11 protein-coding genes are annotated in these 14,796 nt (G+C 42.0%); 4 read left to right on the top strand and 7 right to left on the bottom strand.

Annotated features, from left to right (window positions below):
- The first annotated feature begins 26 nt into the window (after positions 1–26).
- The 3 genes from L870_RS0105765 (at position 27) to L870_RS0105755 (ending at position 4,822) form a co-directional block, all read left to right on the top strand.
- Positions 27–2,348: an ABC transporter ATP-binding protein gene (locus L870_RS0105765; RefSeq protein ID WP_028517339.1), complete on the top strand. Its 2,322-nt coding sequence runs from the start codon at positions 27–29 to the stop codon at positions 2,346–2,348.
- Positions 2,341–4,194: an ABC transporter ATP-binding protein gene (locus L870_RS0105760; protein ID WP_028517338.1), complete on the top strand. Its 1,854-nt coding sequence runs from the start codon at positions 2,341–2,343 to the stop codon at positions 4,192–4,194. Before L870_RS0105765 ends, L870_RS0105760 begins: the two co-directional genes overlap by 8 nt.
- An 85-nt stretch (positions 4,195–4,279) precedes the next feature.
- A complete protein-coding gene (locus tag L870_RS0105755; RefSeq protein WP_037271346.1) occupies positions 4,280–4,822 on the top strand; it encodes a DUF3877 family protein in 543 nt (180 codons plus the stop codon).
- Between the two features lie 225 nt (positions 4,823–5,047).
- Here L870_RS0105755 and L870_RS0105750 read toward each other — a convergent pair whose 3' ends face one another.
- Genes L870_RS0105750 through L870_RS0105730 form a run of 5 tightly spaced genes read right to left on the bottom strand, consistent with a single transcriptional unit; the run spans position 5,048 to position 10,530 of the window.
- Positions 5,048–6,028: an ion transporter gene (locus L870_RS0105750; RefSeq protein WP_028517336.1), complete on the bottom strand. Its 981-nt coding sequence runs from the start codon at positions 6,026–6,028 to the stop codon at positions 5,048–5,050.
- On the bottom strand, positions 6,021–7,445 hold the full coding sequence (locus tag L870_RS0105745; protein ID WP_028517335.1) for a deoxyguanosinetriphosphate triphosphohydrolase: 1,425 nt from the start codon (positions 7,443–7,445) through the stop codon (positions 6,021–6,023). Before L870_RS0105745 ends, L870_RS0105750 begins: the two co-directional genes overlap by 8 nt.
- Before the next feature lies 1 nt (position 7,446).
- Entirely contained in the window at positions 7,447–8,148 is a 702-nt protein-coding gene (gene sfsA / locus L870_RS0105740) for a DNA/RNA nuclease SfsA (protein ID WP_028517334.1), read from the bottom strand.
- The gene (locus L870_RS0105735) at positions 8,129–9,763 is read right to left on the bottom strand and encodes a hypothetical protein (protein WP_028517333.1); all 1,635 of its coding nucleotides are present in this window, start codon (positions 9,761–9,763) and stop codon (positions 8,129–8,131) included. The genes sfsA and L870_RS0105735 overlap by 20 nt, the downstream gene beginning before the upstream one ends.
- A 14-nt stretch (positions 9,764–9,777) precedes the next feature.
- Positions 9,778–10,530, bottom strand: coding sequence for a helix-turn-helix transcriptional regulator (locus L870_RS0105730; protein WP_037271343.1), 753 nt, complete (start codon positions 10,528–10,530; stop codon positions 9,778–9,780).
- Between the two features lie 178 nt (positions 10,531–10,708).
- Here L870_RS0105730 and L870_RS0105725 point away from each other — a divergent pair, with 178 nt between their 5' ends.
- Positions 10,709–12,073 carry an MATE family efflux transporter gene (locus L870_RS0105725; protein ID WP_028517331.1) on the top strand — a complete coding sequence of 455 codons (1,365 nt, stop codon included), beginning with the start codon at positions 10,709–10,711 and terminating at the stop codon, positions 12,071–12,073.
- Positions 12,074–12,228: 155 nt separating this feature from the next.
- Here the strand turns inward: L870_RS0105725 and asnB are convergent, their stop codons facing one another.
- Both asnB and L870_RS0105715 read right to left on the bottom strand, forming a co-directional pair.
- Positions 12,229–13,767, bottom strand: a complete 1,539-nt coding sequence (gene asnB / locus L870_RS0105720) for an asparagine synthase (glutamine-hydrolyzing) (RefSeq protein ID WP_028517330.1) — start codon at positions 13,765–13,767, stop codon at positions 12,229–12,231.
- A gap of 26 nt (positions 13,768–13,793) precedes the next feature.
- A complete protein-coding gene (locus tag L870_RS0105715; RefSeq protein ID WP_028517329.1) occupies positions 13,794–14,786 on the bottom strand; it encodes an NAD(P)H-dependent glycerol-3-phosphate dehydrogenase in 993 nt (330 codons plus the stop codon).
- Between the last annotated feature and the right edge of the window lie 10 nt (positions 14,787–14,796).

The raw sequence follows: 14,796 nt of genomic DNA, 5'->3' as shown, positions 1-14,796 counted from the left end.
CTGATACATCAGACAAGGAGGATAAAATGAAAAGAATAATCCTGAATATGGCACCATACTGGCATATCGTACTTATCATACTGGTGTTCCTCGGAGTACAGGCATACTGTGACCTTTCACTTCCGCAGTACACCTCAGATATGATAGACATCGGTATCCAGAATCACGGTGTTGAGTATATCCTTCCAGAGAAAATGACATTGGAAGATATGCTTTATTCAACTCTGTACATGACAGAAAATGAGAAACAGGAATGGGAAAGCCTTTACTCTAAGAACGGTGATATTTACGAGAGAAATGCTTCTGATAAGGAGCTTGAAAACTCCACCGAAAAATTTCTTATACCTGTTGCCCTGACTCAGCAGACAGGCAATATGAGTGAAGAGAAATTCAAAGCTAATCTGAAAGCATCAATGGAGAAGGCTCCTCAGCAGTCTCCCGATGAGCTTGATATTGAAAAACTCACTCTTGACGAAATAAGCGAGTATATGCACCTTGACCTCAAAACGCATGAAGCCAAGGACGAAAATGGCGTTCTCATCACCTATGTGGATATGCGTCCCATTATGCTCGGACTTATAAATAACGGTCAGCTTGATGCAGAACAGATTTCAACTCTACGCAGTCAGCTCGAAGATACAGTATCTAAAGTGGGCAGCAATACCATGAAATCAATGGGTATCTCCTATGCTATTTCTGCCGACAAAGCCGCTGGAGTGGACGTAGACGGCATACAGAAGAAATACCTGTGGTTACAGGGACTGAAAATGCTATGCATGGCTGTTCTGATGCTCGCTGCTTCAATGGGAGCAGGCTATTTCGCTGCACGAACAGGTGCCGGCATAGGCCGTGACCTGCGCGAAAAGATATTCACTAAGGTCATCAGCTACTCAAATACAGAGATAGACAAATTCTCAACAGCCTCACTCATAACAAGAAGCACAAACGATGTTCAGCAAATACAAAACGTAACGGCAGTACTGTTAAGAGTTCTTATGTATGCCCCTATACTCGGTATCGGCGGCGTTATAAAGGTACTTAATACAGGCGCACATATGGGCTGGATAATAATTGCTGCTGTTTCTGTTATACTTATGCTTGTACTTGTCCTTATGATAATAGCGCTTCCGAAATTCAAGATCATGCAGAAGCTTTTGGACGGACTTAATCTAATATCCCGTGAGATACTTACAGGTCTCAGCGTTATAAGAGCCTTCGGACGTGAAAAGGAAGAGGAAAAGCGCTTCGACAAGGCAAATACCGAGCTTATGAAGACACAGCTTTTCACCAACAGGGTAATGACCTTCATGCTGCCGGGTATGATGCTGGTAATGTACGGAGTTTCGCTTACTATCGTATGGGTATCGGCTCACAGGATAGACACAGGTGATCTTCAGGTAGGTGCAATGACAGCGTTCATCAGCTACTCAATACAGATAGTCATGTCATTTCTCATGCTTACGGTCATGTCAGTTATACTGCCACGTGCAGGAGTTGCAGCAGACAGAATAGATGAGGTACTCAAAACAGATACAACTGTACTTGAACCCTCAGCCCCCAAGACAATTACATATCCTACGGGAACAGTCTGCTTCAATAACGTTTCATTCAAGTATCCAAATGCCGACGACAACGCGGTAAGCAATATAAGCTTTACAGCAGAATCAGGCAAAACAACTGCTATCATAGGCAGTACGGGCTGTGGAAAAACCACTCTCATAAATCTTATCCCCCGTTTTTACGATGTCTCTGAAGGAAGTATCACCGTTGACGGTGTAGATGTCCGTGAACTGAGCAAATCCGACCTCAGAAGCAGGATTGGTCTTGTACCGCAAAAGGGTGTGCTTTTCTCGGGCACTATAAGCTCTAACCTTAAATTCGGCAAGCCAGATGCTTCAGATGAAGAGCTTGAAAAGGCAGCTCAGATAGCTCAGGCTATGGAATTTATCTCAACTGATGAAAACGGATTTGAAAGACCTATCTCACAGGGAGGAAGCAATGTTTCGGGCGGTCAGAAGCAGCGTCTTGCCATTGCAAGAGCTATAGTAAAGTCACCTGAGATATACATTTTCGATGACAGCTTCTCTGCTCTCGATATGAAAACTGATGCAGCTCTCAGAAAAGAGCTTGAGAAATACGTTAAAAATTCCGTAGTCATCATAGTCGCTCAGCGTATCAGCACTATCATGAACGCAGATCAGATAATCGTTCTCGATGAAGGCAGGATAGTCGGCAAGGGCACTCACAAAGAGCTTATAAAGTCCTGTGAGACCTACAAGCAGATAGCAGGCTCTCAGCTGTCCGAGGAAGAACTGAAAAAGAGCGTGGGAGGTGAGGATAATGAGTGAAAATAATAAAAGCAGTATGCCTGTACAGCGTCCACACGGACACATGGGCGGAGGCGGCAGATTTGCTCCCGGCGAAAAGCCCAAGAACTTCAAGGGGTCGATAAAAAAGCTCATATCCTATCTCGGAGCTTACAAAATAGCGATTTTCATAGTTATGATACTTGCCGCTGTTGCAACCATATTCTCAGTTGCAGGTCCTAAGATAATGGCGAAAGCCACAAACGCCCTATTTGACGGGCTCATGAGCAAGATTGCCGGCACAGGCGGCATCGACTTCGGATACATCGGTAAGATACTCCTCTTTACACTCGGACTCTATATTTTCAGTTCAGTCGTAAGCTTCGTACAGGGCTGGATAATGACAGGAATATCGCAGAAGATATCCTACAGACTTAGAAAGGACATATCCGAGAAGATAGCACGTATGCCAATGGGATATTTTGAAAGCCGAACATACGGCGAGGTGCTCTCACGTATCACAAACGATGTAGATACTATGGGTACAACACTTAATCAGAGTATCACACAGATAATCACATCTGTTGCAACTCTTGTGGGCACACTGATAATGATGCTTTCAATATCACCGCTTATGACTCTCATATCAATAGTGATACTCCCAATATCAGCTGTTCTTCTCTCGTTTGTCATAAAGAAGTCTCAGAAGCATTTCCGCACTCAGCAGGAATATCTCGGACATATCAACGGTCTTGTTGAAGAGACCTACAGCGGACACACAGTAGTTCAGGCTTTCAACAAGGAAGAAGAAACACTGAAGGATTTCTGCAATACAAACAATGTACTCTATAAATCAGCATGGAAGTCACAATTCATATCGGGTATAATGATGCCTATAATGCAGTTCGTCGGAAACCTCGGCTATGCAGGAGTTGCTATTTCTGGCGGACTCCTCGCTATCAAGGGTGTTATCGGTATCGGTGATATACAGGCATTCATACAGTATGTTAAGCAGTTCACCCAGCCCATACAGCAGATAGCTCAGGTCATCAATCAGGTACAGTCCATGACTGCGGCTGCTGAAAGAGTATTTGAATTCCTTGAAGAAGAGGAAGAGGAACAGATACCTGCTGATGCAGTTATACCTGAAAATATAGTCGGCGACGTAAGCTTCGACCATGTTTCATTTGGCTATAACAAGGATAAGATAATCATTGACGATTTCAGTGCAGATATCAAGGCAGGTCAGAAGATAGCAATTGTCGGACCTACAGGTGCAGGAAAAACTACTATGGTAAAGCTGCTGATGCGTTTCTATGACGTAAACGGCGGTACCATCTCTCTCGACGGAACTGATATACGCAGGATACCTCGTTATGAGCTGAGAAAGAGCTTTGGCATGGTACTTCAGGACACATGGCTCTTCAACGGCACTATCATGGAAAATATCCGCTACGGCAGACTTGATGCCACAGATGAAGAGGTCATTGCTGCTGCTAAAGCCGCTCACGCTCACCATTTCATCAAGTCGCTTCCAAATGGCTATGATATGGTACTGAATGAGGACGCAAGCAACGTATCTCAGGGACAAAAACAGCTCCTTACTATTGCAAGAGCTATCCTTTCAGACTCTAAGGTTATGATACTCGATGAAGCTACTTCTTCCGTTGATACACGAACCGAGATACTGATACAGGATGCTATGGACCGCCTTATGAACGGCAGAACAAGCTTTATCATCGCTCACCGCCTTTCAACTATAAAAAATGCCGATATCATACTTGTTATGAAGGACGGCGATATTATCGAACAGGGCAGTCACGAAGAGCTGCTGTCGAAAAACGGCTTCTACTCTCAGCTATACAACTCACAGTTTGAAAGTGCATAAACAAAAACGGTCTCGAATGAGACCGTTTCTTTTACGTTGATTTATTATAAAATATATGTTATACTTATCAATGGAGGTAATATCTATGACTTTTGAAAGACTTGAAAAGAACATATGCGATAATATTTACGAAGCTCAGCTGAAACTCGGTTACGATCACCGTCCCATGAGCCTTAACTATATAAATTCCTCATTATGTCATCTTATGGGCATAAACGACTCTGAGAAACTGCCGCAGCTCCTGGAAAGCTTTGCTGACAGTGTGGCACAAAAGCTTGGAAAACTCTCTTTTCACAGTACAAAAAACAGTTTCTGCATAACTATACCTGTTGAGGGAACAGCTTATGTTAACGCTCAGAGCGACGGCTATGGCTTTATGGAAAAGCTTGTGGAATCAGTCAGGTGTCATGCCGATACAGAAAAAATACTTGATATATTCCGAGAAGCTTCCGAGAATGTTTCCATAACCGAGATCAACAATGAAGAATTCCGTTATCTTGTCTATTTTACCGATATGATACCCGATGAGTATTACTACTGTATATCAGAGGAAGAGGAAATAGACGGAAGTATCCATGCGTCATATCACAGATTTATCCGCGAGGACTACGAAGAACTTGGCTTCTGAAATGGACAAAAGCTGTATTCGCCTAAGAATACAGCTTTTCTGATCTGTCCATTACAAAGAAAATGCCTCAGCTGATCATGTGCAGATATCAACGTCGGCTTTGCTCAAATAATAACCCAATTATTCTTGCAATATAATTATAGCACTTATATCCAACCATGTCAATATGAAAGAGCGTTATCTGTTAAAAGAATACAAATAACGCTCTGTTTTTTATATTTTATATTATTTTTTTGCCTTTTCTATCTTTTCACTCTTAACAATAAGTATATCATTTATCTTTATCTTTACATTATCAACAGGAACTATAGTAAGCTCACCTCTTAAAATAACGTGTATGCTTAGATTATATTTCTCTCTTATATCCAATACACTTATTCCGGAGAAGCCGCTTTTTCGGTCAACAAGTATCTCTCCAACTTCCTTGATATCAGGAAATCTAACATCTGACTGCTGATTTTTGGTGTACTGCTCCACAAAACCTGCACTAATGATACCAGTCGGGATAGCAACTACTCCTACGCCGAGGAAAGCTATACATATTCCTATAAGCTTGCCTATGACAGTTACCGGATAGATATCGCCGTATCCAACGGTAAGAAGTGTTGAAACGCTCCACCATATGCCCGAAAACGCATTGCTGAAAACTTCGGGCTGTGCCTCGTGCTCCACACTGTATATACCCAGCGACGATGCAAGCATCAGCACGATAATAATAAAAACAGATGAAAAGATCTGATTTTTCTTCTCGATCAGTACTGTTGTAATAACATGGAACGAGTCATAATGTGCATTGACTCTGAAAAGATGAAATATTCTGACAACTCTCAGCATTCTGAATACGATAAAGCCATCAAGGAAGAAGAATGGCAGTATAGTAAGCAAGTCAATTACGCCGTCAAAAGATACAAGGAACCTCATTCTTGCCTTGAATTTGCCAAGCTTGGGATAAAGCAGATCAGCTGTCCATATTCTGAGTACATATTCAAAACAAAAGATCGCCATAGTTGATAACTCAATGACAGTAAATAAAACGCTGAATCTTTCAAGCTGATCAAAGGTAGAGAGAAAAACAGTAAGTATATTCAGAATAATAACCGTTACTATAAGGAAGTCAAACGCTCTGCTTGGGAAATCATACTTGTTTCCGATCTGAATAATATCAAAAATACGCTTTTTAAGCTTATTATTCTTAACTTCACTCAATTCCGCTCAGCTCCCTGTAAAGTTTTTGTGCATAGCCGTCTGTCATTCCGCAGATAAAGTCAGTTACAAGCATAAGCCTTAAATACAGCTTTTCATTCTCCTGCTTCCCCTCTGAGCTTATTTTGTAAGCCCGTATATAGTTCTCGGAGACAAGCTTCATTATGCGCTGCTCAATAGCTGAGCTTTCAAGCTCTGTATCATAGAGTACAGCCGCATTGGCAAGCTTGCTCAGGAGAAATTCATATATCTCCCCTGCGGCTATTTCCAGCTTATATATCTCCTTGGACTGAAAAACATAACGGCAAGCCATATCGCCAAGTGCGTATGCAAGTGCATTTCCGTGTGATACTGCAAGGAGCTCCTTTGGAAAGCTTCCTTCCATTATCTCATTATAATTGCTTGTAAATCCGAAAGCTGCACATTTTAAAAGAACGCCCTGCACATAGATTATCCAGCGCTGAACAGCGTTCTGCTCGGGTGATGAAAGCTTCTTTTCGCAAGCCTGTGCATAATAATCCTCAAGCTTATTTACAGCCTTTGCGTATTCCTTACGCTCGGAAGCATCTGCACATCTGTCTATATATCTGTTTTTAAGGTCGTTCAGCAGCTGCTCATATCTCACAAAGCCCTTTTTTACAGCGTCCTCCATATCAGCGGTCTTGTATGCAATGTCATCAGCCGCTTCAAGTATGAATGCAAGAGGGTGACGACAGTTTACAGCACCCGTGCTGTTGACTATGTCCTCGAATATATCCTTATCAGCATAATAATAGCCCATTTTCTTGTCCTTGATGTTTCCGCTTTTTTTATTTATCTCCGTAGACGGTACGGGATACTTTATGATAGTATTCAGCAGAGTATAAGTCAGATTCATGCCGTTTTCATCAACAAGGAAATGCAGTTTTGTCAGCAGTCTCAACGCCTGTGCATTACCCTCGAAGTGGTAAAAGTCGTTAAGCATCTGAGGGGCAAGAAGCTCATCAATTTTCTTGCCTTTGTATTCAAGCTTATTCAGATTTTTCCTGAACCAGTCACGTACATAGTCTTCGCCGAAATGTCCGAAGGGAGGATTGCCGATATCATGGATAAGTCCCGCACATTCAAGTACACTGCATATCTTGTCTATATCCTCAAATGTCAGGTCTTTATCCTTTCCGTATTGCATTATATTGCGGAATATCATCTGTCCGAGAGACTTTGCAAAGGATGATACCTCAAGAGAATGAGTAAGACGAGTACGGACAAAGTCTCCCCTGTCAAGGGGAAAGACCTGTGTCTTGTCCTGTAAGCGTCTGAAAGATGCACTTCCGATTATCCTGTGATAATCACGCTGAAACTCATTTCTTGTATCCGTACTGACAGAAGTAGTTGAATAGCTTCTCCTGCGCTTCTCACATAAAAGTTTTTTCCAGTTCATATTACAGCTCCGTTCTGACGATAATAGGCTTGTCAATTACTATACTATCTGGCTTAACGATACAGTCATAGGCAAGGATATTCACTCCTGCTTTCCGAGCTTCTCTCAGTGCATCGCCAAACTCCCTGTGCATCTCATCATTTGGTCGGAATTCAGTTATTTCCTTCATCTGGATAACAAAAAGAAGGTATGCTCCGTATCCCTCGCCTGCTGCACGAATAAGCTCATATATATGCTTTACCCCGCGTTCCGTAGGAGCATCTGGAAAGCTTGCAATTCCGTCATTTTCAAGAGTAACTCCCTTGACTTCAAGAAATGATGTCTTTCCATCATCTTCTATCTTAAAATCGAAGCGTGAAGCCCCGTATGTACATTCACGGCGTATCACAGCCTGCTCCGAAAACAGCTTGCCTCTTTTCAGCCATTCCTCAGCCGCTGAATTCGGTATCTGAGAGTCCATATTTACAAGCAGAGGATGAAGTCCGTCACGCAGTTTCTCAACTGCCACAAGATCATATGCAGTCTTTCTGTCGGGATTTTCGGAACGCTCAAGGTAAACCGCAGCGCCCTCCCTTAAAAGCTCCCTGCATCTTCCCGTATTCTTTACATGAACTCTTTCCTTTTTGCCGCCGATCATCACATCTGCGATAAATCTGTTGGGACGAGATATGAATACAGCTTTTTCAATATGTCGATATTTCATATTCCTTACCGTATATTTCTTTATAGGTATCCTTACTGCACATTACATATACATTGTAGATATCACATTTATCCTTGAATATTCTTCTTCCCTTTCCCACATAAGCAGTTGCAGCATAGTCGTCATCTATTCCCAGCTCACTACATATAAAAGCAGTTTCATTAGGAGTATCACATATCATAAGATCGGGCTTTCCTGCCTGCTTCCACTTGTTTATTGTCTCCTTACGTTCATTATCATCAACTACTATATGAGTTATGAACGGCAGATCATAATTAAGGTTATAATAGATATTTCTGTCAAAATATGCATTTACAACAATACTCGAAGCATTGACGATAAAAATATCGCTTTCAGCCCATGTTGTAAGCAGCTTTTTATCTTCAGCACCATTGTCCTTTATCCAGTCTGCCAGAGCAGGTGCAGGATCATAAGGGAGCTTTATTTCACGGTAAAAGCTTAAACTATCCCAGTAAATATTGATAGCCGAGAATGCAGCAGCCGTACCTATGATTATCTTCTTTGTAAACGACTCAGACAAGCCCGCTTTTTCCGCAAGCTTTGTAAATTCACTCATTGTTACAGGCTCTTTGTCTGTCGCAGTCCACAGAATAAAGAGCAGATACATAAAGAATATGCCGAAATGATGAGGGCTTATATGCAGTGAAGTAAGTACAGCTATAAAAGAATATGGTATGAAAAGCTCTGCCACCATACGTCTTTTTTTGCATATCACGAACAGCACTGCCCATATGAGGAATGATATTACTCCTGCTGCAATAACTTCACCGACAGGGTTTACTTCCTCTCTCATGTAGAGCAATTCCGACGAGAATGAAGTAAACAGGTTTTCCGACGGAATAAGCAGCCAGCTGAAAATATAGCAAACAGGCAAACTATGAGCACTCTCGCTGACAGTCTGCTTTGCGGCATATGTATCCGAATGCGGCATGATATCTGCGATCATTGCCATTGCAGCCGCTAAAAGTATAATATAGCTGAAAAGAAGCTTCTTATTTGTAATGATGCCCATACACATCTTTTTAACACTGCGTTCTCTTATGGCTTCACCGATCATATCAGACAAAACTATACCGCCTGCAAACGCAATACCGTATGAATGAGCAGTACACATAAAAATAAGGGCAAGGCAGTATCTCACAGGCTTTTCATGTCTTTCCTTGTAGCACATTGCAGCCAGCAGGCATGAAAATGTGAGCATCATATACGGACGCGATATCACACTGTACTGATAAAGCAGGAAGAAGCTCAGAGGTATAATAGTTTTGGCTATCCTGCTGAAAGGTGAACGGAACTGTATAAGCAGCAATACTGCTTCAACAAAAATAAAGTTCACGGATTTTATTGCTGCTTCAAAAGACAAACCTAATGATGCTGCACATTTTAACAGTATATGCCACATGGGAGGATGTCCCTCATAATGAGTCCAGTGTGTGAGAACATCGTGCCATGTGGAATTCTTTGCCAGCAGATACGCCTGAGCTTCATCAAACCACGGCTCATGACAGTAAAGTCCAATTATTGCCAGAACCGATACAGCCACTGTAACAATGGCCGATATCATATGATCAGTCTTATTATTCTTTGAAACCATTTATAAGCACCTCTTTATTTATTCTGCTCCATAACGTCCAGATAGTGCAGTTCCCTGAACTTTTTCGGAGTGATACCGTCTATTTTCTTAAAAACGCTGATGAATGCGCTCTGCGATGAAAAACCAAGTGCAAGAGATATCTCAAGGCATGAAAAATCAGAATATCTCAGCAGATTTTCAGCCGTTGCAACCTTTGCCTGTATTATAAAGCTTTTTATGCTCATTCCCTTTTCCTTTGAGAAAAGCTTTGAAAGATAAGATGGATTAAGTCCCACATGATCTGCAAGCCGTGTCAGCGTAAGCTCCTCATGCAGATGCTCATATATATAATCAATACATTTCCTTACATGAATAGATATTACATTTTCCTTTTTAAGAGTACGCATTCTCTCGGTAAAATCAAGCTGCATCTCTCCGAGAAGGTCAATTATCTTTTCTGCATCGCTGAGCTTGTCGGCGCGCTGTATATAAATATCACTGAGAGTATATGCAGTATTCAGCTCCATGCCGCCCTCGATGCAAAATCTTGCCACCAATGCAACAGCAGTTACAAAATGATACATTACATTCCGCACGGGATCATTTGAAAGAGTTCCCTTGCCCTCGAAAAAATTCCTGCGTATGATCTCGAATCTCTTTTTGATGCCTTCTATATCTCCTGACTGCACCATTCTGTAAACGCTGAGCTCACGCTCAAACGGGCTACGCATAAAGCCGTCATTTCTCTGTATATATAATCTGTAATTAAGATCACGGTCTGTTTTCATAAACTCCCCCCAATCCAAAAATTGCGGTCAGCTCCTCATAAATTGCTGTATTTCTATTATATCCTATTTTTGATACAAATGCAATATTTCTGATATAATTTATTTGTTTGTTCGACTATAATAAACACAATGAAAGACAAAGGAAAACAACGTGATTTTGCTGTAAAGGAGGAGTTTTATGGCTAAAGCAAATGATCTTACACAGGGAAATGTAACAAGCCTTATACTTAAATTCTATTTTCCCATGCTGCTCACAAATATGCTTCAGCAGCTTTACACTATCGCTGATACAGCCATAGTCGGAAAAGGTCTTGGTGACAATGCTCTTGCCGCAGTCGGAAATATGTCCTCTCTTACCTTTCTCATATTCGGTTTTTCAATGGGACTGGCAAACGGATTTTCAGTCATAATTGCCCAGAGCTTCGGTGCAAAGGATTATTCCAAGCTCAGACGCTCTGTAGCTTCATCGGCCATGCTTTGCTTTATGATTGCAATTCTGCTCACCGCAGTAAGCATCTCATTCCTGAGACCTGTGCTGCGTCTCCTGAGGACCGACGAAGCTATTATGCATGACGGTCTTGTATACGGCTACTTCATTTTCGGCGGACTTATAGCTACCATAACCTATAATCTCTGCTCATGCATACTCCGCGCACTGGGCGACAGCAAGACTCCTTTCATTGCTATAATCATATCCAGCGTAGTCAATATATTCCTTGACAGCTTCTTTATATTCGTCCTGAAAACAGGGGTTGAAGGAGCAGCTATAGCTACCATTTTCTCGCAGATAATGTCAGCCTTCATCTGCTGGCTGAGAATACGCAAAATAGAAGAGCTTAACATTACCAGAGCGGATTTCTGCGGCAACGGCAAGCTCTACAGCGAACTGTTCAAAAACGGTCTGCCGATGGCATTTATGAATTCTATTACAGCTGTAGGCTGTATGGTAATACAGTATTTCGTAAACGGTCTCGGAGTTGCTTATACCACAGCTTATTCCGCATGCAGCAAATTTCTCACTATGTTTATGCAGCCTGCCTGCACAGCAGGATTTACGATGTCATCGTTCACAAGCCAGAATTTCGGTGCAAAGAGATTTGACCGTATCCGTGACGGGCTCCATGTCTGCCTTACTATCGCAACGATCTCTTATATTATCCTTGGCTCTGTAATGGTATTCTTCCCGGGAGCACTTGCAAGACTTATGGTAAACGGAACAGAGCCGGTTGAAATCGCAAAGACTTATCTCCCTGTATGCGGTATATTCCTCTTTGCAGTTGACTTTCTCTTCGTATTCAGAAACGGCTGTCAGGGCTTCGGAAAGCCATTTATACCTATGATATCCGGCATTGCCGAAATGGCTCTGAGAATAGCTGTCATCGCTTTATTCATATCTACAGTTGGCTTCAGAGCTACAGCATACGCAGAAGCTTCTGCATGGATAGGAGCGCTTTTGCTCAATATGACTGCCTTTGAGCACACTCTTAGGAAAAACCTAAGCTCGCCTGTAAAAAGCAGGAAAGAGGTAAAAACTGTTGCTTGACCCCCGACTGTTTTATCAGTCGAAATATACACCCAATCACTTCCTCACTCAGCTGTCTGCATATCTTGCAGACAGCGCTTTTTTTGTAAATAATCATTCCCCGTCAAAGACGGGGGTTCAGAAAAAAATCCCCTGTTTTTCACAGGGGATAATTTTTATCTCTTTACAAAATACTCCTCATACCATACAAGGAAAGTATATATAGTCCATACCTTACGCCAGTTATCGGAATTTCCGCCAACATAGTCCTTATATATAGCATTGATCTCATCAACATTAAAGAACTTTGCAGCCATATCACTGTTGAACTTTTCGCGTACATCTGCATTATATCGCTCATCAGCAAGCCATATTCTGACAGGAACGATAAATCCTAACTTTTTCCTGAAAGCAATTTCATCAGGAAGTACCTTTGCAGCAGCAGTTCTGAATGCCACCTTGTTCTGCTCCTCGTTTACCTTATATTTTGAAGGCATACGTGAAGCTATGTCGAATATTCTTCTGTCGGTAAGCGGCATACGTATCTCAAGTCCACAGGCTGTACTCATCTTGTCTACATTGAGATAAATGTCTCCTTCAAGCCATATCTGTATATCTACATCTGACATCTTTGTAAGCGGATCAAGTCCCTCTGTTTCATCATAAATGTACTTTACAAGATCAATAGGAAGGACATTCGGATCATAATGCTTGAGTATGCGCTGCTTCTCATCTTCCTTCATAATATTTGTGTTGCCAACATAGAAGGTCTTGAGGTTGTCGCCGTAACGCTCTGCATTGCGGTACATATTATATCCGCCAAAGAATTCATCTGCGCCCTCACCCGAATAACAAAGCTTGGTGTGCTCAGCCGTAGCCTTGCAGCCAAGTGTGAATACAATAGCAGAAGCATCGCCGAGAGGCTGCTCCATGTTGTACATTACAAAAGGAACAATATCAAAGAAATCCTTAGGCTGTATATTTGCTACACTGTGTTCAACTTTAAGAAGCTCGGCTGTCTTTGCAGCAACACGTGATTCATCAAATCTTTCCTCGTCATATCCGCATGAATCAGCTCTTTTTGCATCACTCATCGCAAGGACATATGATGAATCAACGCCGCCTGAAAGGAAGGATTCAGCAACTTCATCTTCATCCTTGACCTCAGAGAATATATTAGTCAGCGTATCGTGTATCTCATCTGCCCAATCATTAAGGGACTTGCTTTCGTCGGGCTTGAATGTGGGAGTCCAATAGCGCTCTACAGTGAGCTTACCATTCTTGAATTCCAGCCAATGTCCCGGCATAAGCTTTTTTACACCCTTGAAAAAAGTGTCATCACCTGCAACATAGGTAAGTGTCATATAGATCTGGAGCATATCAACATTCAGTTCTTTTACAAAGCCTTCCCTACCGATTATGCTGCTTATATTTGTACCGAAAAGCAGCTTATTGTCAGCAGTTATATAATAATAAAACGGCTTTGTACCAAACTGATCTCTTAAACAGAAATACTTATCTTCTGCGTCATCATAAAGTCCAAATGCAAACATACCGTAAAAATGGTCAGCCATTTCTCTGCCCCATTTTTCATATGCTTTAATAATTATAGCCTTTTCGCGCTCTTCACGTAAAAGTGTATTATCAATACCAAGCTCTTCGCAAAGTCCGCGCCAGTTTCTTATATGACCTCTGTAATCACAGATTTTTATCACTTTTTATTCACCTCTGATAGTATAACTTATATTTCTTCATAGATCTGTGGTCTGTTCATGAGTGCTCCAAGTGCATGTCTGACATCTCCGCCATTGAAAAGCACTTCGTTCAGCTGCTCTGTTATAGGCATTTCAACGCCAAGTCTTTTTGCAAGTGCATATGCAGCTTTACAGCAGAAATAGCCCTCAACAGTTCCGACACGCTCAACAGCCTCCTCGGGAGATACTCCCTGACCGATAAGTATGCCTGCACGTCTGTTTCTGCTGTGCATACTTGTGCAGGTTACTATCAGATCACCAATGCCTGTAAGTCCGCTGAAGGTAGTAACATCAGCTCCGCAGGCTTTTCCGAGACGAGCGATCTCATGTATTCCGCGAGTCATAAGTGCAGCCTTGGTATTATCACCGTAACCCAGACCGTCACAGACGCCAACGCAAAGTGCAATAATATTCTTCAGCGCACCGCCTATCTCACAGCCCTTAACATCGTCATTAAGATATATTCTCATAAAGTTGTTGCCGAATTCACGCTGAACATACTCAGCAGCTTCATGATTTGCAGACGCTGCAACAATAGTTGTAGGCACACATCTTGCAACTTCCTCGGCATGAGAAGGACCTGAAAGAACAACCATTTTTTCAGTATGTATCTCCTCAAGTATCACCTCGCTGAGAGTTTTAAGACTTCCTTCCTCAAGACCCTTACCTGTGTTGACGATCACCATATGTTCGTCAACATATGGAGCAGCTTCCTTAGCTACATCACGAACAAAAGACGAAGGTATTCCGAAAACGAGCATATCACAGCCCTTAACACAGGAGATATCACTTGTCATTGCTATACTCTCCGAAACAGGAACTCCCGGAAGCTTCTGAACGTGTTCTCCGTGTGAACGGATATCATCAATCTCAGATTGAAATTTTGACCATACCGTAACGTTATGTCTGCCGCAATGCTCAGCCATTATCGCAAGACTGAGTCCAAATCCGCCCGAACCAAGTATTACTATATTTGCCATAGCATTTTAC

It is taken from the genome of Ruminococcus flavefaciens ATCC 19208 (assembly GCF_000518765.1).
Classification (GTDB): domain Bacteria; phylum Bacillota; class Clostridia; order Oscillospirales; family Ruminococcaceae; genus Ruminococcus; species Ruminococcus flavefaciens.
The sequence above is the reverse complement of the archived record's forward strand: the minus strand, read 5'-3'. Positions and strand labels throughout refer to the sequence as shown.